Here is a 23139-nt window from a genome sequence, read left to right as displayed (position 1 = left end):
GGACAAATCCAGCGCTTATTGTGCAGATCCGCACAACGTATGACTGCTTACGGTGTCTTTGCGGTCGAGACGCTGTTTCGTTTCGTTCAACTGGACATCATCAAGAAAAGACGATGCAGGATGTCTGGCGACGGGCACGAGACTTTGGTCCGCCAACGACACCTGCCGGAGGCCATTGCCGATCTTCTTCGTGGCCACATTGCCGGACTACTCAACCCTGTTTGGTATCCCATATCACGCGTTGATCTAGCGTTCTGACTCCAACCCATTCCGAACCCGGCCAATTCCCGTGTGCATGCTGCCAGACACCGGATTCTCAGGGATAGGCAAAACCCCGCCTAAATAAGGGTTTGCCATGCGCTAAACTCAATTCCGGCAAATTTTGGACACTATTCAGGAGCCTTTTGAGCCTGACTGATTATTGCAGCCCAAGAGGTCAAAATGAGCGTACAGTTTTATGGAGCTATCACAGCCCTTCAATTCGACGTTTCCTCGAAGCAGGTCTTCAAGGAAATCGTCGAAGATCTCGACACGACCTTTCAGCCCTACGGTTTGAACCATTGCTGCCTGAACTGGTACAGTGACAATGTCGCGATCATCGAAAGAGACAGCCTGCGGATTTTGCTTGGCTGGCTTCCCGCGGAATCCGAGGACGAACCCTGCGTCATGGTGTTCTCGGTGGGCCACACAACCGAAGGCGGCAATCTGCTTGTGCCTCGCGACACATGCGAATTCGTCAGAGACGTCTTGGTGGGCCACCTGGAAAGCTACCTGAATTTCGAGATTGTCTTCCAATCCGACGCGACACAGCCGGTAGACACCGAACTGGTCAGGACCGTTGCCGAGATCCTGGACCGAAGCTATGCGGGCACCTTCCAGGACGACCCCCAACAGATCAGCCAGCCCCAGCAACGCCAGACCCGTGCCCTGACCCGGGACATCCTGCTGGAAGCAAAGCTCAAGCAGGCAAACACGCCCCCGTTTCAAGAATTGAACGTGATTGGCGATGAGTCCTGGCATGATGAAATCATCGAAGACGATGAAATTTCACTGCCGCAGCGTCTGACGATTTATGCGCTCGGCGCGACCATGCTGATCTATACGCCACCTGTTGGAGCCGCTCTGCTAACTTACACGACCCTGCGAGATTTTGCGCCGTCCCAACAGCCGGATCGGCTTGCTGCGTAAAAACGTAAGCACCCGTTTTGCCAGGTGGGGTGACCTCTGACCAACGTCGGACAGCGGCCCGTTGTCGTTAGACGAGGCCGGTCAGGAACTGGACGAAAAATCCAATATCTTTTTGATTTTCGCTCATTGCCAGTTCTTTGAACAATTGTGGCCATGTTTTGATCACATTCATCCATCAACCTTAAGACGACTGTCCATCTGTACCGAGTATCGTCGCTGTTCCGTTTTAGGGCTTGTGGGAAGAACGTAAGTGCAAAACAACGCAACCAATCTGATCGATTCTGAGTCTGACGATCTTCCGTCCGGGCAACAGCTGCTCTATGGGCAGTACGTGATCGAGCACCACATGATCGATGGTGGCTTTGGCATGACGTACCTGGCGAAAGACAGCCTGGATCGTAAAGTGGTTATCAAAGAGTGTTTTCCAAGTTCCGTCTGCAATCGGATCAATGGCGAGGTCCGCCCCCGCAAACCCAACTACCAGGAACAGTACCAAAGCGTCATTCGCAACTTCCTGCGCGAAGCATTGCGCATGGCCAAATTCGACCATCCGAACATCGTGAAAGTTCACCAGGTCTTTCAGGAGAACAACACCGCGTATATCGCCATGGACTACGTGGACGGCATGGATCTTCTGAGCATGCTTGATATCGATCCGGGTCGTCTGACCGATGCGGTTATCACCAAGCTGTTGCGCGATACTCTGAATGCCCTGGATCATGTGCACGATTTGGGCATGCTTCACCGCGATATCTCGCCGGATAACCTGTTGCTGGATGCCCATGACAGGCTGACACTGATCGACTTCGGCGCAGCCCGCGAAGAAGCGGTCCGCCAGACCCGGGCCTTGTCGACAATCATGTCCGTGAAAGATGGGTATTCACCGCATGAGTTCTACTACAACGACGGGGCCCAGCGGCCATCCAGCGATATTTATTCCGTAGGCGCGACCTTCTACCATTTGATCACCGGCTTCGCGCCACCCGACTGCCAGAAACGTGTGGCCGCTCTTAACTCGGAGAAGGCCGATCCTTACAAGTCTCTGTTGGAGTGGGATTGGCCCTTCGAAAAGTCGTTCCTGCAGGCGATCGACAAAGCCCTGTCCATTCCCCAGGACGAGCGTTTCCAGTCTGCTCGGGAATGGCTCGAGGTACTCGACAATCCGCAGGCCCCGTCAGTCGAAAAACCGATGACAACAAATGCTGTGCCTCGAAAAGTCCAGACGGCCTCGGTCGTGGCTGAACACACATCCGAGGCCCCGGCCAAGGTTGAAGCCGAGATCGAGTTTGAACCCGAACTTGCCGCGAAGATTTCTTCCTTGGTGGAAGACACCAACAGCAAGGTCAAACAGGGTCAGCCCGGTGACTTGAAGAAAGGCATGATGGGCGAAGTCGAAAAAGAAGAAGAGCCACAGCCTCTTGTCGACATTTTTGGTCAGCCCATCGAAGACATCGATAAATGGCTAAAAGAGCAGGATAAAATGCTCAAACGCGATCCGGAAAAACGCGGAGCAAACATCGATTCGTCGACCACTGGAAGTGCGAATGAGGAAAAATCGAAGCGTGGACTGCTTCGCATGTTCAACAAGATAACAAGCATGAGACAACGTTCGGCTGTTCTGGCCCAGAACTGAAAGGAAGCAGTATGAAATTCATTCGGGAAATCATTGGCGAAAAACGCCAGATGGAAGAGAACGCCTTGAGAGAGTCTGAGGCCGCACCTACCGACGGTGTTCCGGGCCATGAGCAACCTGCGCAGGATGACATGCTACAGGCCGACAAGGTCGAAGCCGATCTTACGTCTGAAAGCAATATCTACGATGAATTTGCCGAAATTTTCGGCGAGGATCACGAGCCCGTCGAGACTGCCGAACAAGCTGCTGAAACCCCTGTGCAGGAAGAGGACGTTCCGGCACCGCGAACCAGAAAACTGGTACCGGCAAGCCCCATGGCCGTAGATACCGAAGCACCACAAGATGCGCCGGAAGAGACCGAGGTTGCAGATGAAAGTACCCTGTCCCCGGACAGCGGGTCTGCGTCTTCTGATGAACAGGATACGGAACAATCGCTTCAGCGTGTGTTCCAGGAACTGAACGAGCCCCCGGCAAACGACCTTGACGAGCAACCGCTCGCTTCGGATGACGAAGCCGACACGGGTCCTGACATGCAGCCATCCGAAATGGCCTATTCCGAGCCTGCCGTTGAAGACGTGCCTGCGATGGAAGAGCCGGAATCACCCGTCGCTGCCCAACCGCAGCCCGCCCCGGCCGAGCCGCGCAAAGTAGAAGTACCACAGCCCGCCTTGGGCCGCGGCAAGAGCCAACACGGACGTGTCAAAACCAGATTGCTTGGTTTCAATACGTCCATGGACACGGATATCGACCCGATCAAGGATAGCGACCAGGCAAAAGCCGCCGCTTACACAAGCTTCCCGGTTGGCTGGCTTATCGTCGTCGAAGGCGAAGGCCGCGGATCGGCCTTTTCTCTCTTCAACGGCGTCAGCAACATCGGCCGCGGCACAGATCAGACCGTGTGTCTCGATTTCGGCGACAACAGCATTTCTCGCGAAGCCCATGCATCGATCGCCTATGACGAGCGTCAGCAAAGCTTTTACATCGGTCATACCGGCAAAGCGAATATCGTGCGTCGCAACGACCGCCCGGTTCTGAGCACCGAGGAACTGGTCGCAGGTGACCACATTACGATTGGCGAGACCACTCTGCGGTTCGTGCCTCTCTGCGGTCCTGACTTCTCATGGGAGAAAAGCCAGGATGCGGGCCGGGCTTGTGCAGCTAATGGCTGATCTGACTTACGATACAGCGATGTCCATCGAGATTGGCCGTCGCGATCGTCAGGAGGACGCGCTTGCCTCTGACTTTCAATCCGGTCAGGCCTTCGGTTTTGTTGTGCTCGCCGACGGGATGGGCGGCCATGCGGCTGGCGACATGGCAAGCAAGATCGTCGTGACCGAAGTGTTCAGCGAACTGAAGCTGCGATCAGGCGACCCTGATCTTCTTGAACCGTGTATTGGTGAAGTTCTGAAAGGGGCAGCGATTCACGCCAACAAGTGCCTCGGTCACTATGCGCGCGAGCATTCCGAATCTGACGGCATGGGTGCCACACTTCTGGCCCCGGTGCTTGTCGAGGACAGGCTCTATTGGGTGTCGGTGGGCGACTCGCCTCTCTACCTTTTTCGCGACGGCATTCTGACGCGGCTGAATGAGAACCACGCGCTGTCCTCGCAGATCGAGTATCTGGTGTCAGCCGGCATCATGGATCGCGAAGAAGCGCTTAGCTATCCCGATCAAACCTGTCTGACATCCGTTCTGATCGGCGGGGATATTGCACAGGTTGACTGCCCTGCAATGCCGCTGCATCTGAAGGAAAACGATATCCTGATCGCGGCCAGTGACGGGCTTCAGTTCATCTCGGAAGATCAGATAGAAGGCGTGCTGCGTTTTCAGCAGAAGTCGACTGCAGAACAGATCAGCACGGCACTGACGAAAGAAATCCAGAAGCTGGACGATCCCCATCAGGACAATCTTTCCATGTGCGTGATCAAGCTGTTGGGTAGCGGCCAGGAAGTGATCCCGCAGGATGACCTGGGCACCGTGACCCGTTCAAGCAATGGCAAGAACGAGTCGATTACAATTATCGCCCGTGTCACACGCGCCAGGAAAAAGGCAGCTCAGCTGTGACTGGAGAGTATCAATGACCTTTGCAGATCAGATCGATCCGGTGATTGATCGTCTTGGACGCATCGTGGACAATGGGCAGCTGCCGCACCCTTATGATCGCTGGGGCGCACGCCTGTTGGAACACCTGACCAAACCGGTTCAGGTTGTGGTCACCGGATTTCCGGGGACGGGCAAATCCGCCTTGATCGAAATGATGTCGGCGCGGCCTGTTCTGGGTCATGGTATCAAGGCCCCGATTGTCGAGCTTGCCTATGGCGAAACCGAACAATTGATCATTGAGCGCAGGGACGGGTCCGTTTCCTCAATCGCGGGGGTTCTAAAGGATTGCGATTGTCCCGATGACGCTGTCCGAATTCGCCAGGAGCTTCCGGATAATAAGCTGATTTCGAATGACTTTATCGAAATGGGTCTTCATGGCGACATGGCCCAAAAACGCACAACGCTGGAAGCAGCCATCGAACGCGCTGATCTGGTGGTGTGGTGCAGCCAGGACTTCGGCGAAGAAGAACAGCTGTTGTGGTCCATGGTTCCAGACAAAATCAAGGATCACAGCCTTCTGGTCCTGACAATGGCCGATCAACAACTGATGAGAGGCATGCTGAGCGACACTATCGACCGGCTCAATCCCATCGTGGCAGAAGAATTCCTTGGCCTGTTTCCCGTGGCGACCATTCAGGGCATCACCGCACAAACCAGTGCCGATACAATCAAGGACGAGCTTTGGACCTCAAGTGGCGGCAGGCATCTGATGGAATTGCTGATGCGTCAGGTGCGGCAGGGCCGCACCGCGGATTTCGACCAGGCGCGCATTTTCATGGACCGTCTCGCAGTACGGATGCCACAAATCGCTATGTCTGACGCGGAACCCCCCGTGGCAGAGCATGTTGTTGCAGAAACCGATACGTCAGAGGCGGAACCGCCCGCCGAAAATCAAGTCTCTGAACAGCACGATATATCCTTGCAAGACATGGTAACGACCGAGGTTGCCGAGGCTGATCTGGTACGCGACACCGAAGCGGTTGCCGTACTGTCAGAAGCCGTGGATTTGCTGCAACAGCACTCTGCGCGGATGCTCGACGAAATGGATGAGTCAGGAGAGCTGGATACAGACCGCATTTTGACGGATTGCACCGAAGCCATTCATTCGATTTCCGATCTTCTGCTATCGACCGGCGATGACGATCCGGCGAAACAGGCCATGAACGAGCACGTTCAGGAAGGCGAAGAAATGCTGATGTTGTTTCAGCTTGAACGTGGAGAGGATGCGGCGCTGGATGCCGTGACACTGATGCTGCAAATCCGCAAGGAACTGTCACAAAAACTCGCGGTGTGACGCGGGTTTCGATCAAGGTTTGCACTCACGCTTGCCCAATTATCAACACAATCGAATGACATTTTCGCCGTAAGTGCGCTTTGCGCAAACTGGTGTGTGATCGGGAAAGAAGCAGTCCCTGCAATACGCAGAAAAACAGGTGCCGAATGAACGCCGAAATGAAAATCGATCCGACGACTGAAATCCGGTCGTCATCCGGACCAACCAACCTCAGGGCGGGAATGGAGGCCCTTTCCGTTTTTGCACGGGATGCAGAAGAGCTTGAATTGGCGCTGCATCAACTGGAACAGGTTTCAAGCAGGGAATCGCGTAAACCCGTTCAGAGGTTGAAGAAAGAACTGGCCGCTTTCGAGCCGAGCATCACGGTCCTCGGACAGGTCAAGGCCGGTAAGACGGCACTGATCAACGCAATGGCAGGTTGGGCCGATCTGCTTCCGTCTGATGTGAACCCGTGGACGTCCGTGGTGACGTCTTTGCATCTCAATCCCGCCGAGGATCGCGCCGAAACCGGTGCGAAATTCCAGTTCATGACCGAGGATGAATGGGATCGCCTGACCACGAAAGGCGGGCGTTTGGGCGAGTTGGCGGACCGTGCCGGTGCCGAGGGTGAACTTAATAAGATTCAGGACCAGATCGACGAGATGCGCGAGAAATCCCGCGCAAGGCTGGGCCGGCATTTTGAGCTGTTGATGGGTCAGGAACACGAATACAGCTACTTCGACAAGAACCTGCTTGAACGCTACATCTGCCTTGGCGATGATTTCGATATGGATGCGCCAGGTGCCCCAATCGATGAGCAGGGCCGTTTTGCCGACATCACGCGCGCAGCTGAGCTTTATCTGAACTGTCAGACCGTTCCCCACCGGCTTTGCATCCGCGATACGCCGGGGGTCAACGATACGTTCATGATGCGGGAAATGGTGACCATCAAGGCCGTTCGCGAGAGCCGTATCTGCGTCGTCGTGCTGTCCGCCACGCAGGCGCTGACCTCGGTCGATATGGCGCTGATCAGAATGATCACCAATCTCAAATCGCGTGAGGTCATCATCTTCGTCAACAGGGTTGATGAGTTGTCCGATCCCGACAATCAGATCGTCGAGGTCGAAAAAAGCATTCGTGAGACGCTGAAAGCCCATCATGGGCCTGAGAACGCGGAGATTATTTTCGGCAGCGCCTACTGGGCCAACAAGGTGCTGAGCGGCGAACTCGACGGGATGCAGGATAACAGTGTCGATGCCCTGCTGTCTTTGACCGAGGCGGTGATGGGGTCCACCATGATTGACCGGCCCGCGAATGAACTGGTCTGGGAAATGTCAGGATTGCCACGCCTGATGCGGGCCTTGTCCGGGCAGATCGTCACCACCCTTGGCACACCTCTGCTGAAAAAGGTCGCGTCTTCGGCCATTGCGATTGCCACCTCGCAGCAAGCAGCCCGTGGCGCGGTCATCGAGGGTGATGACTTTGCCTCGGACATGACCACGAGCGACATCCGGGATGCTTTCGACCGGATCAAGCGGGACAGCACCGACATGCTGGACAAATCCCTGTCCGGCCTCTTCTCGGATTATCATCATCGCGCCGATCGTGCCCACACCAATTTCATTGAACGCGCGACCCACTCGTTGCTTGGGCACCTGGAAACCCATGGTGATGAACATGTTTGGGAGTATGACCCTGCCGGTCTGCGGATGCTTTTGCGGTCTGCCTATTCCTCGATGGGGAACAAGGCGCGAAAAGCAGCGCGCGAGACCTATGACAAGACCCTTCATGACATAGCGGTTTTGCTGTACCGGGGCTTTGGCCCGGCGGTCGAGGGTATTCAGATCGCAGCGCCAGAGGTGCCACAAATCCCGTCTCCCGTTGCGCTGGGACAAACGATCGCTCTTGATTTCAACGACCGGTGGTGGAGCATGTGGTGGCGCCGCACGCGCGGATACAGTGCCTTCGCAAAGCAGTTCCGCAAGCTTATCAGCGCCGAAACCGAAGACTTCATGACCCAGATGAAAGATGTCCAGACAGCTGACATCCGCAAAGATCTGGTCGTCGAGCTGGAGCATTTTCTGGAAGAACAGAACGCCATACTTCACGACCTGATTGCGGGTGAGCACAGCAAAGACGGCGCGGAACAATTGTTCAAAACCACCGATTACGCACTCCAAAGCGCGCGGCTTGAAACCACGTTGGAAACTTTGCGCCGCTACGCGACATGACCGAGGAGATCACCGTGACAAACTCCGATACCTGTATGGGGCAACCCCACCGCAAGACCCGCCTGGCCCTGATGGGCGAGTTCAGCGCCGGCAAAAGCACTCTGTCCAAGCTGCTTCTGGGCGATGCGCCCTTGCCGGTCAAAGTGACGGCAACGCGCCTTCCGCCTGTCTGGATCACGCATGGTAAAAGCGCGGCCTTCGCCGTGGGGCATGACGGAACAGAAACCCCGATCAATATCGAAGACATCGATGAGGTGCGGATAGAAGATACGCGCATGATCCGGCTGTTCAATCCGTCCGAAACGCTGGAAATCTGTGACCTGATCGACATGCCGGGCATTTCCGATCCGAACATGTCCTCGGAAACCTGGTTGTCCGTCATGGACGAGGTGGACAACGTGGTCTGGTGCACGCAGGCCACACAGGCCTGGCGTCAATCCGAGGCGGCAACCTGGGAACAGATTTCGGGGCGGACGAATGGTGACAACATCCTTCTGGTGACGCAGGTCGACAAACTGCGCTCAGAACGGGATCTGGACCGGGTTCTGATGCGGGTGCGAAAGGAAACCGAAGGGCAGTTCAAGCATGTCTTCCCCCTCTCGATCATAGACGCGGTTGCGGCTGGCGAGGATGAAGCGAAATGGACTGCCAGCGGCGCGGCCGATTTCATCGACAATCTGGTCGAGTATCTGATGAATCCCTCTCCCAAGCCAGAGAATGCCGACGCCCCCACCGCCGCACCCCCCTCGCACAACATGGAACCGGCAGACGAGGCCGAACTCTATGCCGCCGATGAGCAAGAGACGGCGCCGGAGGCACCCGCGGAATATGGCGCGACAAACATCGTTCCGAAACGTGTTCGGGTGTTGACCGAGATGCGCGGGAGGACCGAACGCCCTGCCAGGGCGGATATGGTCAACATGTCATGACGGCTTCATCCCATAGGAGGGCTGAATGAGCCTTTCAGATCGCCTGGATGAACTGCGCCAAGGCGTGCCCGGTTGCACGCTTGTCTCTTTCGGAGAGCTTTCGACAGGCCTTGCCCTCAGAACAAGCGCCTCCAAACCTTACAAGCACGAATATCTGGAAGAGATCCTTCAGCAGGCCAGCCTCAACTTTTCCCTGTCTGATTTCATGTCGGCCGGAAACAACCTTGTCGTGGTCGCAACGCCGGATGAGGTTCGCATTTTCGTGCGTTCCAACGAGGAAAACACCGATATCATCTGCTGTGTTTGCCAAAGCGCCTCTGAGGTGCCGCAGGTGGTTCAATCAGCGCAGCAAATTCTCACCGAAATGTCGAGGGCGGCATGATGTACGCGTCGTCCAATGCGCATAAGTCAGTAGACAGTGAAACCGCCCATCGCCTGCGAAATGCGATGGAGCGTTTGACGACGCCCCGCGAGACGTTTCGCGATGAAAGCAAAGTGGCATCGCCCGATTTCAAGGAACTGGTTCAATGTCTGGTGCGCGAGATTGACGAAACTGTCTTGCCGCGACGGCTTGCTCTGTTTTCGGGGGGCCATGCGATTGCCACGATGATCGCGTCCAACCGCCGACTGCTTGAACTTGAGATTGATGGCAGAAAGATCGGGACAGATCTGGGCCAGGACGCCTCCCCTGAAACTGTTGCCAGCGCGTATGCACAGGCCCTCAAAGCGCTCAGCGCCCGGTCTGGCCCATTGGTTCTTCGTATGATCGACCGCGCTCCGCAAGCCGCAACGGGCAGCCTGGCGTGCTCGGCGCGACACCTCACCGAGTTCAGCGAAACACCGTATTTCAAGAACCGCCTCAGGGCGTTCCTGAAAGAGATTCATGCAGCAACCCAAGGCTGGATCTTTCGAACAGGTAACGGTGAAACAATCGCGCACGACCCCGATCAGGAGGTCTTCAAGCGCCTGACGCTGTTGGAACAGAAAGTCAGCTCCGAAGCGGCCTGCCGAAACGGGCATCGCCGACTCGACAGGCCCAACCGGCAATGCGTGGCGTTCTTCATTTCAGATGACGTGCAGGCGATGGTGGTATCGGATGGCAACGATCTGTTGATCGCCGCGCTTCCAAATCCGGACACAAGACGCGCGATGGAACAATGGACCGCGATCTATGGGCGGGACAAATCGGACCTTGCACCCTGATACACGTTATCCGGAGATGCTAAAAAGTCGTATCTTTTAGGGTTGTGCGACCCGGATCGCGGCATTTTTGAATCATCTGCAAACATTTCAGAGGGATATTTGAAGAAAAACGGCTGCGGTGGTGGACTCAATTCCGCGAAATAAGGCATAAGTAAGGCAACGACCTGCAATACAGCGAGCACGGATGAACCGCACGTGGCGGCCTTTTCAGGCAGAGACCGATACCCTCACAACGTCGCGCGCTCATACCAATTCGGCTGAGGTTCGAACTGCCGAGCCGAATCCACGAGTAAAAAGTTCCCGAGCGCAAAACAAAGATGCCCCGACTGAGTCCGTTGATCGGGTCAGATCCAATACGCTTACCTTTCGCAATATGCATGAGCATGGTGAATTGCTGACACGATACCTTGAGGCGAGAAAAGCCATTTTTCTCGACAGGTTTGGCTGGTGCGTGTCCGAGACCGACGGGATGGAGTTCGATCAATATGACACGCCATTTGCACACTGGGTGATCCTACATCAGTTTGGTGAGATTCTGGGCGGTGTGCGCATGCTTCCCACAACGGCAAAATGCGGTATTTACAGTTATATGTTGCGTGATGCGCAGCTTGGGATGCTTGAAGATTTACCCACAGATATCCTGTTTTTTCCCGCCCCCGTTGAACACAACGTCTGGGAGGCAACGCGGTTCTTCATCACCGATGCGGTGCCGGCAGTACAGCGTCGCCAGATCCAGTCTCTTCTGTTTCGGTCCATGAGTCGAGCAGCCGCCGAAAACGGTGGATCATACATTTTGGGCGTCGTTCCGGCCATCTGGTCACGTTGGGCACGGCGCATCGGCGTCAGCGCGACACCTATCGGCGCACCCTTTTCGATCGATGGCACAGCCAGCCAGTCGGTGCTGTTTGAAGCCAGGGATTTTTGCTTTGAGCACGACCCGGTGGACAGCTGATTACTCCGCTCGTAACGAATTAATCCTTGCATTTCACAGCTGAATCCGCTGCCTAATTTTGGGCGTATTTCGGGTAAAACGCTGTAAAACCGTGTTAATTGTGCCTCAAATTCAGCACAGTTGTGCATGATAACTGGTGTCCAAATTGCCAATGGATGGGCGTAGGGCATGCAGAATATCGTGAAAGACAAAGATCGATTCCAAGAGAAACTTGAACAGAGCGCGGCTAACAACACCGCGTTCAGGATACTTGTTGTCGATGATGAGTTGAGCATTCTGGAGCTGGTCAAAACCGCGCTCGAGACGCTCGAGAACTATGATGTCGAGGTCGCAAGTTCTGCGGCGGACGCACTTGAATGGGTTCTTGATTCAGATAAGCCGTTCGATTGCTTTCTGTTCGATATCCAGATGCCTGAAATCGACGGAATTGAGCTGCTCAAGCAAATCCGCATATTGCCGGAATACGTGGAAACGCCGATCCTGATGCTGACCGCTATGAGCGACAGGAAGTACATCGATCATGCATTCCTCGAAGGCGCGTCGGATTACGTCAATAAGCCGTTTGATTTTCTCGAACTGCGTAGCCGCATCAAGCGCGCATATGCACAGGTTGAAGCAAGACGCAAAACCGAAAGCACCACGCCTGATCACCACGAGGTAGATCGCCAGGTGGTGCAAGAGCGGCAATTCGAATTTGAAGACCCGTTGTCCATTGAGGGGGTCAAGCAATCCCTGCGCTACATCGAGTTTGACAACTACGTTGCCCAGCTCGCGCGCAGGAAGCTTTTCGATTCCCGGGCAATTTCGATCATGATGCATGATGCGAGGCTGTTCTATGATCTCGCCGGGTGTACCGGTTTTCGTGCGGCCATTCGCGAAATGGCCTATGCCATTCAGTGCGCGATCAGCGAATTCGACTGCGTTTTCTCTTATCGCGGGGGCGGTGTTTTCCTGCTGGTCATCCACGGCCGCAAGTTCCCGGACTGTGTCGTTAGCCCCCAAAATCTGGGCGAATACCTTGGAGCTCAGACACGGCAACACATCACTGATGATCGTGTCGAGATTCTTGTCGGGAATGCTGTTTCCCTGCGTGTTCTCTCAAAATCCGGTGCCGCAAACGTGCTGCAAAAGGCCGTGACGGCCGTGCAGCAACTTGAGAATGAACTGCGCAAGACCGAGCAACAGGCCGTCAGTTACGAGTTGAGTGAAGTGAGCCCTCGGCAGGTACAGGCACAGAGGAACACTTATGAAACCGTGCTGAACGAGCTTTACGGAGAAGAGAGCTATTTGGGCCAACGCTAGGCCCAGACAGACTATTCGCACGACAATACAAATCAGTTGCCTCAATAGCCTTGCTCATATGCCTGTGGGTCGTTAACTTTTTGTTAACAACTCCACTTCGCTTCCGTGGCCACCTTGGCAAGTCAGAACTTTGGCTGTATCCGTCTGTGGCAATCCGAAATAGAGTTGGATAGCATTAACGAGTTCCCTTGTGACTGCGTTCATCCTGAAACGTTGACGCTGCTGCGCAGCGGTATGACCAGGTCGCAAAGTCACGTCTTGTTTCAAGATGGATCTGGGGCCTCAAGCGATGAATGAAATTCCTTCCAGCGGTGCGACGCCGATCGCGGCCAAACTGGCTGTAAAGCCGGTGGGTTTGCTTGAATTTGCACGGCTCGCAGGCCGGAATATGCTGGAGGTCATCCCGGCTGAGACAGTCCAGCAGACCTATTTTCGCGGCCCGCTCAACATTCACTACATTTGTGATCCTGCGATCATCACCGAAATGTTGGTCGGCGCTGGGCGTCGGTTTCCCAAGGCCAAGTTCACCAAGGATATCATCGGCTCGGCAGTCGGAAATGGGCTGATCCTGTCTGAGGGTGAAAAGTGGAAAAGCCAGCGCAGACGCTATTCTCCGCTATTTGCAGCCCGAAACCTGCCGATGCTGGCCCAGCATTTCGCCGAAACAGGGATCGAGGTGGCAACCTCTCTGGCAGATGGGCATGGGCGTGTGGATGTCACACAGATGGCACCGGCGTCGACACTCACGAATATCTCTCGTGTGATATTCTCGGGCAACGAGGAAGTCTCTGCCGAGGCAATCCGCACAGGACTAAAAAGCTATTTCGAGTACATTTCGTCGATTTCGCTGTTTAGCCTGATGGGACTGCCCAAATGGATTCCCCGCAAAAAATGGCTCGAAAGCAAAAAGCCGGTCACAGATATGCGCACGCTGGCGCGGCAAGTGATCGAAAAAAGACGCGAAGAAAGCCGGCCCATCCCCCTGGATTTTCTCGACCTGATGATTGCGGCGCTGGAAGAAGACTTTGAAGATATCGACACCACGGTGGACAATCTTCTCACCTTCGTAGTTGCTGGGCATGAGACGTCGGCCAACGCGCTGGCCTGGGGATACTATCTGCTGGCCCTGAACCCGGATGTGCAATCGACGATCCGTGACGAGGTGCGTGCGATTAATTCTCACGCGCCGATCACATATGACGACGTGCAGAAGATGACGTTGCTGCGGGCTCATATCCGCGAGACGCTGCGGCTTTATCCGTCCGCCGCTTTTTTTGCCAGGGATGCCGCGGAAACGCTGACGATCAAGGGAATTACCTTCAAGAAAGGTGACGCCCTGTTTTACCCGGTCTATTCCTTGCACCGCAATCATCAGCTCTGGGAAGAGCCTGATGAGTACAGGATTGATCGTTTTCTGAACACGACCTACCCGCGCGGGCAGTTCATTCCCTTCGGTGACGGCCCACGCGTGTGTATTGGCGCGCAATACGCCGAAACCGAGATCATGGTGTTGATGGCCAGTGTCCTGCGCAAGATCGAGTTCTCACTGACAGATGCGCCGATACCACGCCCTGTGCTTACCTTCACAATGCGTCCGGAAGGACCGATGATCCTGAAGGCCACACCGGTCTGAGATCGGGGATCAATCGAACTTCAGCACCTCAGGGATCTCGACATAGAATATCGTTCCTTCCCCATGTTTGCTGTCATACGCAATGGTACCGTTGTGATGTTCAACAATTTCCCTGGAGATGTTCATGCCCAGCCCGCTGCCGGATGCAACCCGGCGGTCAGATGAATCCAACTGACTGAACCGGTCAAAGACTTTCTCTTCGGCACCTTCCGGGATGCCACACCCATGATCACGAACAAAGATGCGAATTTTCCCGTCCTGCTGCCCGCATCCGACAGTGACGGTCCCGCCTTCGTATGAAAACTTCGACGCATTTGAGATCATGTTGGACATGACCTGCATCAAGCGTTTCTCGTCCCCTTCGACCAACAAGGGCGAGTCGCTACAAGGCTCATACACCAGCTCAACACTGTGTGTGTTGGCATAACCCTGGTTGCTGATCACGGCATCTTCGACAAGATCGCGCACGTCCAGAACGCACATGTCATACGACATCTCACCGGCTTCGATTTTCTGCACGTCAAGGACATCATCAATGAGGCTTGAAAGGCGTTCACTGTTCTTGGTGGCGATATCCACGACAGAGTTCATTTTCTCGGGCACTTCGCCTAACGCGCCGCAATTGATCAAATCAAGTGAGCCTTTGATCGACGTCAACGGTGTGCGCAATTCGTGACTGACCGTCGAGATGAACTGCGTTTTCACGACATAGGCCGCCTTTGTGCGCTCATGTTCCTGCCGAAGGGCCTCCAGCTGCGCGAGGTTCTTTCGATAGAGTTTCAGAAACACAATCGAGCAATCGATCAGAAAGTACATCACGAAGACAATCGTGAAGAAATGCAGCCAAAGCTCGGATTCCAGACCGGGTCGGATCACCCAGAGATCAACGCAAACGATGAAAAGAAATGACACTCCGTACATAAAAAGCCGGACCGTCAGAACCTTCACCAGTTGGTGATTGTTCATCGCGGCAAAAAGTGCGGCCGCGAACAGGAAGAAGAGTGGCGTAAAGTGCCCCCCGGTGTCCTGCTTCATAGCGACAGATACCGCATAAAGGCAGATCGCACCGGAACTGAGGATGGTGTTGAGCAGGATCCAGACCAGGTTTGAGTGGATTGCCTCGTGCTGATGCGGCTCAAGCGACTTCACGCGCCGGGCAATGATGATGTCCTGGATTTCGCAAAATACGATTGTGCAATAGAAAACCACGGCATTCGCGGCATCAAAGTAAAACGCCGTCAGCAGCGTCGCCGCGATGTAGATCGCCTGGCGCTGCCACAACAATTCGAACGCGATCGACGTATAATCCTTCAGATTCTGAAGCAGCCGGGCATCAGAGTCTTCATCTGCCGAATTTACAAAGAAAACATCGAGAAGCGCCATAGTCTGGAACGCACCTTGCCTGAGTTGCTTACAGTTCTTGGAAAACTCTCACAGAGTTGTGGTGGGAATGCGCCTCATTTCCGATTAAAGTGCGGCGTTTTATGTCTGATCACGGCTTTTACGGCTAAGATCGACACACCAAAGAAACCCAGTGTGCCCTCACGCATCCGGCTCCAATCAGAAACCGAACCGGCAAGCCTTTAAATCGCTGCCTCAACACGATTTAGGAGTGGCCTTGAAATCGTGTGAAATACCTCAAAATCAATAACTTAAATTGCGTCAAGTGGTGCTTTCGGACTGTTTTGGTCACCATCAGACCACGAAGCCAGAACACCGACAATCGCCATGCGCGTCAAATGTCGGGGAAGTGCTCGGGATGTGAAAAGCTGTGGTGCCGCTGATAGGACTCGAACCTACGACCCCATCATTACGAATGACGTGCTCTACCAGCTGAGCTACAGCGGCCATTATGAGGCGGCGCTATAGCATCGCGTTGGAAAGGGGGGAAGACCTATTTTCGGGCTGTGGCTTCTGCGGGTTCCTCGACCAGTTCGGCATCCACAACCTCCGCCTCCGAACCCTCGTCCTCCCCGGCACCATCCTCGTCTTCCTCGCTTTGGTCTTCCAGCGCACCGACGATCAGGGGCAGCATTTCCACACCGGTCGCCGAGGCAACCGCAGCTTCAGGAGGTGCGGTCCAGCTCAGCGTGTCAAAGGATTGGCAATTGTCGCAGGCTGGTGCCCATTCTGCATGGATGTGGTGGCAATTGTCGCAAACCCATTGCGGTCCACGCGGAGCCGACAGCGCGCGGGCCAACCATCCTTTTACAACCGCATCAGATGCGCCTTCGCCACGTTCAATGGCGGCCATAATGGTCAGGGCGCGGGCGTCAGGATCGGTTTCGGCCAGATCACCAAGGGCGCGGCGCGCGGCTGGAAAATCTTCGGCTGCGATATGAAGCTCGGCATTCAACAGCTTGGTTTCGCGATGATTGGGCTGGGCACTTGTCAGTTTGCCAAAGCGTTTGATCCGCTGCTCGGCGGTCTCATCCGGTTCAATCTCGGCAAAGGCGGCGGCCAGGTCAGGGTGCGGCTGCACGCCCCACGCCTTGCGCACCACCCGGACCGCATAGCGTTTCTTACCCTGCTCGATATAGCTGCGCGCGGCCATCACGGCGGCGGGTACCAGATCAGGGGATAACCGGTTGGCCTCAATCGCGGCCTCGCGGGCCTCGATATCCTTGCCATCATCCAGCACATCCTTGGCCTCGGACAGGGCCAGAACCGCATCGCGACGCTTATGAACATCGCGCGGCAGGCTGCCGTATTTCAGCTTGGCCCGCAGGGTATCGCGTGCGCCTTTCCAGTCTTCGGTCTGGGCCTGAAGCTGCAACAGAGTATCCTGCACCTCAACGTGGCGCGGTTTCAGCGCAAAGGCGGTCTCGGCCAGCTTCAATGCGGTCTCGGTATCCCCATCCGACAGCTTTTGGCGCATGATGCCGCGCACCCCGACAAAGCGGGTCTTTTCATTGGTCAACAGCCGCTTGTAGACCTCTTCGGCCTTGCGGCGATCACCCTTCATCTCGGCCGCCTGCGCCGTGATCAAGTTGGTCAGCGCCGGTTTGCGCAGGTATTTCTCGGCCTTGCCTGCCTTGGCCATGGCCACATCACCCTCGCCCGAGGCCAGCGCCATGATCCCTTCGGACAGGGCCTTGTATCCTTTTTCCTGACGGTTGCGGGAAAAGTAACGCGACAGGGCCGTCTCATCGCCATTGATAAATTTGAGAACTGCGATCAGCAGAGAGGCAAGTTTCAGGATCAACCAGATCGCCAGCATCAAAACCAACAGCGCAATCACCGTCATCAGCGGGGTCAGGTTAAACTCAAGCCCCGCCATCTGGATGCGAACGCCGCCGTCCAGCTCCAAAAGGTATCCAGCCCCGAAAGCCGCAGCCGCAACCAGTGCCACGAAGATAAAAATCTTGATAATCGACCACAGCATGTTTGCGCCCTCTTGCGTCCTAGTTCAATTCGCTGCCCAGCGTTTCCGCTGCGGCAACGGCGTCCAGCCGGATGGTGGCTTGAGCAACCCAATCGGACATCTCGGCACGTCCGCTTTCAGGCAGGGCCTCGATCTCGGCCAGCGCATCGGTCAGCCGACCATCACGCGCGGCCGCCTCGGCCCGTGACAAAACCGCGTCGGGTTCGTCCCCTTCGCGCGGCTCAAGCGATCTGGCGCCAAGCTGGTTTTTCAGGAAGGCCGCGAACCCTCCTTCCCCCTCAACAGCCGCATCCCGCCGGGACACGGCCAAAGCGGCGCGCGCAGCTTCGGGAAAATCGGCCTGAAGCTGCGCCAGGGACGGGGCACCCGTTTCGGCCACCTGTGCCAGGATCGCTGGCGCGCTCATACCCGCCGCCTCAAGATCAGCCAAAGCCGGGGCAAAGCCGCTGCCTGTGTCCAGAGCCGTCTGAATGCGGGTCAGCGCCGCACGGCGCATCGTGGCCTGCGCGGTTTCCTCGGCGCTGGCTTCCATCGTTTGGGCCTCGGCCGCCATCGCTTCGATCTCGGCGCGCTGTGCGGCCATCGCATCTTGCAGGGCCTTCAACTCGCGCTCATAGGCCGCGACTGCGGCATCTGACGCCCCCTCGGTCAGGGGCCGTTTTTCCACGTCGGTCAGGCGGCTGTCAAAGCTGCTCACCTGAGCCTCAAGTGCCGCCAGACGATCTGCAAGGCTTTCAAGAGCGGATGACATATCGCCTTGCGCCGCTTCCAGCGCACTCAGGTCGGCAGGTGGAGGCAGATCATCCAGCGCTGCAGACAGGCTGGCAACCTGATCGGATTGGGTTGCAATCTGATCGCTGATCTTCTGTTCAAGTTCGGATGTGTCAGGGCCGCTACCCAGCCCGTAATAAGCTGCGCCAAACCCAAGGCCAGCGGTCACAACACCGCCCATCAGCATCGGGAAAAAGCGGCCTGGCTGTTTGGTCGCGGTTTCGGTTGCGGCGATTTCAGGTTCCGGCGTAGGCTCTGGCTCTGGTTCGGGCGCGACGTCAGTTGACTGTGGATACTCCAGGATCAGCGGCTCGCCTGAGTCTTCTTCAACAGATGCATCTTTGGCTTCACCCGACTCGGACTCATCTGCCTTGCCCATAGCTTCATCGACTGTACCCGCGTCAGCGACCTGATCTACTGCTTCATTGGCCGCATCAGCACTGTCAGCAGTGATATCTTCGACGCCTTCAGCCTCACTGACATCCGTCTTCTTGGTTTTGGCCCTTGTTCTGGACGTCTTTTTCTCAGCCACGTGAAACCACCTTTATCGAATCTGCCGGTCGACGGCACTTTTTGACCTTACTGCGCCGGATTTGTGCCCTCAAGGCGAATGGCATGCGCCCGCAGGGTATCCAGTGCCTCTTGCATCGCCCCCCCATCCGGGCTTTGCGCCACAACCACGGCTTCGGAAACGCCTTTGGGCACCTTGTTTGCAACGCTCTGACTTATGGCTGCAATCAACAACGGGGCTGTGACATCTACGTTTTCAAAGAATAGGGCGGCACTGCGTGGAGAAAACAGGGGAAGAATGACCGGGCTGTCCCGCCGCAGAAGCGCTTGGGCTTCATCGTTAAGCTTGAGAGCCTCTTGCCGGTAGACAACTTGGTCACACGCTTTGATACCTGCCGCGATCAGATCTCCGACAACATCACCTGCCGCGTGCTCTCCGCGCAGATGCAGGCAGCCCGTGATCCCATCGGCAATGACCTTGCGGCTGAGAGCGTTGGCATCGCCCCCGGCATCTGTGGTTACAAACCCGGCTTCACGCGCCTTTGCCGCGGTGGCCGGACCGACCGCATAGCAGGGGATATCGCGCCTGCCGCTCAGCCGAACAAACCCCTCGACCCCGTGGCGCGAGGTAAAGATCAGCGTATCAACCCCGTTCAGATCAGGTGCCTCGTCCAGATAAGCGATCTGCATCAGCGGCGAGATCACGATAGGCACGTCACACCCCCACTTGACCCGCAGTTGATCCGCCATGCGCAGGGCTGCGGCCTCGGGCCGGGTGATCAGGACGGTGGGGGGCATCAACGCTCCACAGTTGTTTGCATGCCCCTCAGGTGTTACCTGCCAAGGGGCAGGCACGCAACGGGCAGGGGCATGGACAAGACGCTGACAGTTCTGGGGATCGAGAGCAGCTGTGACGATACAGCCGCCGCCGTGGTGCGTGTGGCGGATGAACCAAGCATCTTGTCTTCGGTCGTTTATGGGCAGGATCACCTGCATCAAAGCTATGGCGGCGTGGTGCCTGAAATCGCCGCACGCGCCCACGCCGAGAAGCTGGATATCTGCGTGAAAGAGGCTCTGATACAGGCGAAAACGGATTTTTCCGGGCTTGATGCGATTGCCGTAACCGCCGGGCCGGGCCTGATCGGTGGGGTGATTTCGGGTGTGATGTGCGCCAAGGGCATTGCCGCCGGCACCGGCCTGCCGCTGGTTGGTGTGAACCATCTGGCCGGTCACGCCCTGACCCCGCGGCTGACCGATGGAGTAGCCTATCCATACCTCATGTTGCTGGTGTCTGGTGGACACTGCCAGTTTCTGATCGTGCGTGGCTGTGAAGATTTCACCCGGCTGGGCGGTACAATCGATGACGCCCCGGGCGAGGCATTTGACAAAGTGGCGCGCCTGCTTGGTTTGGGTCAACCGGGCGGGCCTGCTGTTGAGAAGGCCGCGCAAACGGGAGACCCCAAACGATTTGCCCTGCCTCGTCCGCTGATGGATCGCGCCGGATGTGACATGTCTTTCTCAGGGCTTAAGACCGCCGTGTTGCGGGTGCGGGACAAGCTGATCGCGGATCAGGGCGGGTTGAGAGAAAGCGACCGCGCCGACCTGTGCGCCGGATTTCAGGCGGCTGTTTGCGATGTTCTGGTTGGAAAAACCCGCCGCGCGCTTACCGAATATCTGAGCGAGAACCCCACCACGCCGGCCCTTGCTGTTGCCGGAGGGGTTGCCGCAAATTCGGCGATTCGAGCCGGTTTAGAGACTGTTTCGGCAGAGTTCGGTGCTGCCTTCGTCGCACCGCCCTTGGCGCTTTGCACCGATAACGCCGCGATGATCGCCTATGCGGGGGCCGAAAGATATCTGGCCGGGCATCGCGATGGTATGGACCTTACAGCGCGCCCGCGTTGGCCGTTGGACACGTCCAGCCCCGCGATGCTGGGCAGTGGCAAAAAGGGGGCGAAGGCATGATCTGGGTTTTGGGCGCCGGGGCGTTTGGCACCGCCCTGGCAATTTCATTGGCGCAGAACGGCCCGGTCACCCTGTGGGCACGCGATGCAAATCACGCCACGAAGATGCGCGCCGATCACGAGAACAAAGCCCGCCTGCCGGGATACCCGCTGTCGGATGCCATTACCGTGACATCCAAACTTGACGCGCTTTCTGCTGATGCGCCCTGCCTGCTGGCCGTTCCCACGCAGAAATTGCGCAGCCTGCTGGAAACACGCCCAGAGGCCCTGTCCAATCGACCGTTGATTGCCTGTTGCAAAGGGATTGAACTGTCGACCGGGCTCAGTCCGACAGAGGTTATCAAAGCGGTGCTGCCTGACACGCTGGCCGCTGTTCTGACCGGCCCCAGTTTTGCATCTGACATTGCGCGTGGCTTGCCCACGGCGCTGACTCTGGCATGCGCCGATGCCACTCAGGGCGAGGTTCTGCAATCGCAGCTGAGCACGGCGAACCTGCGGCTCTATCGAACCACAGACGTCACCGGCGCCGAGCTGGGCGGCGCTTTGAAGAACGTCATGGCCATTGGCTGTGGCGCAGTGATGGGGGCCGGGCTGGGCGAAAGCGCGCGTGCCGCGTTGATGACCCGCGGGTTTGCCGAGATGCAGCGGCTGGCCCGCACGCAGGGGGCCGATCCGGATACGCTGGCAGGGCTTTCAGGCTTTGGCGATCTGACCCTGACCTGCTCGTCGGATCAGTCCCGCAACTACCGCTTTGGTCACAGCCTGGGACGCAAGGAACCGTTTGACCCGGCAATCACCGTCGAAGGGGTCGCCACCGCCCAAGCCGCGTTGCGCATAGCCAAAGAGGCCGGGGTCGATACGCCGGTGACACAAGCGGTCGTTGCCTTGTCTACGGGCCAATTACAGGTGGATCAGGTGATAGACATGCTGTTGTCGCGTCCCCTGAAAGAAGAGCGGCGCGAAATGTCGTGAACAGCGCACACGAATAGGTCAAGCGCTTGTGAAGGGCCGTGGTCTATTCGGATAAGGGCCATTGGCTTATGTTTCGGGACATCACGATATCGCTTTCAAATTGCAGAGGTCCTTCATGAAACGCTTTCTCCTTGCCGCCGCCTTTTCCGCCTTGTCGACGACTGCCTTCGCCGGCCCGCAATATCTGGATGAAACCGGGTTTGCTGTTTCGGGCTATGATGTGGTGGCTTATTTCGATCTGGAACAATCCGAGGTCGGTGCGCCCCAACCCGAGGGCGTGCCGGGCCGCAGCGATCTGACTGCCGAATACAATGGCGCAACATTCGCCTTTTCGACCGAAGAAAATCGCGAGAAATTCCTGGCGAGCCCCGAGGCTTATGCCCCGCAATATGACGGGCATTGCGCTTATGGTGTCGCACAAGGCGGCAAGGTGCCGGGCAACCCCAACCTGTGGCGGATCGTTGATGGCAAACTGTTCCTGAACATCACGGAAACGGTTGTGGGCTTCTGGGAAGAGGACATTCCGGGTAACATCAACCAGTCAACGACCAACTGGCCTGGACTTGAGGCGAAAGACGCCGCAACACGGACGATTCCGCAGTTTACGTCCTCTGCGCCAGTGTCGAACTAAGGGACGGATAAGATCATGCAACGGCGGCAGATATTGATCGGATTGGGGGCTGTCACAGTGGCGGCCTCTGCCGGATATGTCGCCTTGCGCCCTGCCGAAGCCGAACAACAACTGACACCACCCGAGCTGCTGGAAAGGGTCCGCGCCAAAGAGGTCATTCTGATCGACATCCGCCGCCCGGACGAGTGGGCGGCAACCGGTGTCGCCGAAGGAGCCCTGCCCATCGACATGCGCAGCAAGGATTTTGCCGCGCGCATTTCAGCCGCAATGCAGGCCGCCCCGGGCAGACCCGTCGCCGTTATCTGCGCGCGCGGTGTACGATCGCGCCGGGTGACGGCATGGCTGGAAAAGAATGGCCTGTCCTCGGTGATCGACGTCCCTGAAGGAATGCTGGGATCATCGGCAGGCCCCGGTTGGGTAGCACGTGGCCTACCCGTGACATTTGATGCAACCAAGTCCTGA

20 protein-coding genes and 1 tRNA gene are annotated in these 23139 nt (G+C 56.7%); 16 read left to right on the top strand and 5 right to left on the bottom strand.

Going from position 1 to position 23139, the window contains the following annotated elements:
- The first annotated feature begins 441 nt into the window (after positions 1–441).
- The 12 genes from V6N02_RS07360 to V6N02_RS07305 all read left to right on the top strand — a co-directional run bounded on the left by V6N02_RS07360 (position 442) and on the right by V6N02_RS07305 (position 14447).
- Positions 442–1188: a hypothetical protein gene (locus tag V6N02_RS07360; RefSeq protein WP_371224880.1), complete on the top strand. Its 747-nt coding sequence runs from the start codon at positions 442–444 to the stop codon at positions 1186–1188.
- Positions 1189–1438: 250 nt separating this feature from the next.
- Complete coding sequence (locus V6N02_RS07355) at positions 1439–2821, top strand: serine/threonine protein kinase (protein ID WP_371224879.1); 1383 nt, start codon at positions 1439–1441, stop codon at positions 2819–2821.
- An 11-nt stretch (positions 2822–2832) separates the two neighbouring features.
- Entirely contained in the window at positions 2833–3990 is a 1158-nt protein-coding gene (locus V6N02_RS07350) for an FHA domain-containing protein (RefSeq protein WP_371224878.1), read from the top strand.
- Positions 3983–4885, top strand: coding sequence for a PP2C family protein-serine/threonine phosphatase (locus tag V6N02_RS07345; RefSeq protein ID WP_371224877.1), 903 nt, complete (start codon positions 3983–3985; stop codon positions 4883–4885). The genes V6N02_RS07350 and V6N02_RS07345 overlap by 8 nt, the downstream gene beginning before the upstream one ends.
- 13 nt (positions 4886–4898) lie before the next feature.
- A complete protein-coding gene (locus tag V6N02_RS07340; RefSeq protein ID WP_371224876.1) occupies positions 4899–6218 on the top strand; it encodes a hypothetical protein in 1320 nt (439 codons plus the stop codon).
- Positions 6219–6376: 158 nt separating this feature from the next.
- A complete protein-coding gene (locus V6N02_RS07335; RefSeq protein WP_371224875.1) occupies positions 6377–8428 on the top strand; it encodes a dynamin family protein in 2052 nt (683 codons plus the stop codon).
- Positions 8425–9357 carry a dynamin family protein gene (locus tag V6N02_RS07330; protein ID WP_371224873.1) on the top strand — a complete coding sequence of 311 codons (933 nt, stop codon included), beginning with the start codon at positions 8425–8427 and terminating at the stop codon, positions 9355–9357. Before V6N02_RS07335 ends, V6N02_RS07330 begins: the two co-directional genes overlap by 4 nt.
- Before the next feature lie 25 nt (positions 9358–9382).
- On the top strand, positions 9383–9739 hold the full coding sequence (locus V6N02_RS07325) for a hypothetical protein (protein ID WP_371224872.1): 357 nt from the start codon (positions 9383–9385) through the stop codon (positions 9737–9739).
- On the top strand, positions 9739–10560 hold the full coding sequence (locus tag V6N02_RS07320) for a hypothetical protein (protein WP_371224871.1): 822 nt from the start codon (positions 9739–9741) through the stop codon (positions 10558–10560). The genes V6N02_RS07325 and V6N02_RS07320 overlap by 1 nt, the downstream gene beginning before the upstream one ends.
- Before the next feature lie 184 nt (positions 10561–10744).
- Complete coding sequence (locus V6N02_RS07315; protein ID WP_371224870.1) at positions 10745–11512, top strand: acyl-homoserine-lactone synthase; 768 nt, start codon at positions 10745–10747, stop codon at positions 11510–11512.
- Positions 11513–11680: 168 nt separating this feature from the next.
- A complete protein-coding gene (locus V6N02_RS07310; RefSeq protein WP_371224869.1) occupies positions 11681–12814 on the top strand; it encodes a response regulator in 1134 nt (377 codons plus the stop codon).
- 289 nt (positions 12815–13103) lie between these two features.
- A complete protein-coding gene (locus tag V6N02_RS07305; protein ID WP_371224868.1) occupies positions 13104–14447 on the top strand; it encodes a cytochrome P450 in 1344 nt (447 codons plus the stop codon).
- 9 nt (positions 14448–14456) lie between these two features.
- On the opposite strand, the gene V6N02_RS07300 is transcribed toward V6N02_RS07305, so the two are convergent.
- The 5 genes from V6N02_RS07300 to V6N02_RS07280 form a co-directional block, all read right to left on the bottom strand.
- The gene (locus tag V6N02_RS07300; protein ID WP_371224867.1) at positions 14457–15830 is read right to left on the bottom strand and encodes a sensor histidine kinase; all 1374 of its coding nucleotides are present in this window, start codon (positions 15828–15830) and stop codon (positions 14457–14459) included.
- 389 nt (positions 15831–16219) lie between these two features.
- Positions 16220–16295, bottom strand: a tRNA-Thr gene (locus V6N02_RS07295).
- Between the two features lie 46 nt (positions 16296–16341).
- The gene (locus V6N02_RS07290) at positions 16342–17832 is read right to left on the bottom strand and encodes a heme biosynthesis protein HemY (protein WP_371224866.1); all 1491 of its coding nucleotides are present in this window, start codon (positions 17830–17832) and stop codon (positions 16342–16344) included.
- A gap of 19 nt (positions 17833–17851) precedes the next feature.
- Entirely contained in the window at positions 17852–19135 is a 1284-nt protein-coding gene (locus tag V6N02_RS07285; protein ID WP_371224865.1) for a COG4223 family protein, read from the bottom strand.
- A 47-nt stretch (positions 19136–19182) separates the two neighbouring features.
- Entirely contained in the window at positions 19183–19911 is a 729-nt protein-coding gene (locus V6N02_RS07280; RefSeq protein ID WP_371224864.1) for a uroporphyrinogen-III synthase, read from the bottom strand.
- A gap of 72 nt (positions 19912–19983) precedes the next feature.
- Here V6N02_RS07280 and tsaD point away from each other — a divergent pair, with 72 nt between their 5' ends.
- From tsaD to V6N02_RS07260, 4 genes are all read left to right on the top strand, one after another.
- Positions 19984–21075, top strand: a complete 1092-nt coding sequence (gene tsaD, locus V6N02_RS07275) for a tRNA (adenosine(37)-N6)-threonylcarbamoyltransferase complex transferase subunit TsaD (RefSeq protein WP_371224863.1) — start codon at positions 19984–19986, stop codon at positions 21073–21075.
- Entirely contained in the window at positions 21072–22046 is a 975-nt protein-coding gene (locus tag V6N02_RS07270; RefSeq protein ID WP_371224862.1) for an NAD(P)H-dependent glycerol-3-phosphate dehydrogenase, read from the top strand. Before tsaD ends, V6N02_RS07270 begins: the two co-directional genes overlap by 4 nt.
- A 115-nt stretch (positions 22047–22161) precedes the next feature.
- Positions 22162–22677 carry a YHS domain-containing (seleno)protein gene (locus V6N02_RS07265; RefSeq protein ID WP_371224861.1) on the top strand — a complete coding sequence of 172 codons (516 nt, stop codon included), beginning with the start codon at positions 22162–22164 and terminating at the stop codon, positions 22675–22677.
- A gap of 15 nt (positions 22678–22692) precedes the next feature.
- Positions 22693–23139 (top strand): rhodanese-like domain-containing protein, encoded by a 447-nt coding sequence (locus V6N02_RS07260; RefSeq protein ID WP_371224860.1) that lies wholly within the window; start codon positions 22693–22695, stop codon positions 23137–23139.

The sequence above is a fragment of the Roseovarius conchicola genome, assembly GCF_041403425.1.
GTDB lineage: Bacteria > Pseudomonadota > Alphaproteobacteria > Rhodobacterales > Rhodobacteraceae > Roseovarius > Roseovarius conchicola.
The sequence above is the reverse complement of the archived record's forward strand: the minus strand, read 5'-3'. Positions and strand labels throughout refer to the sequence as shown.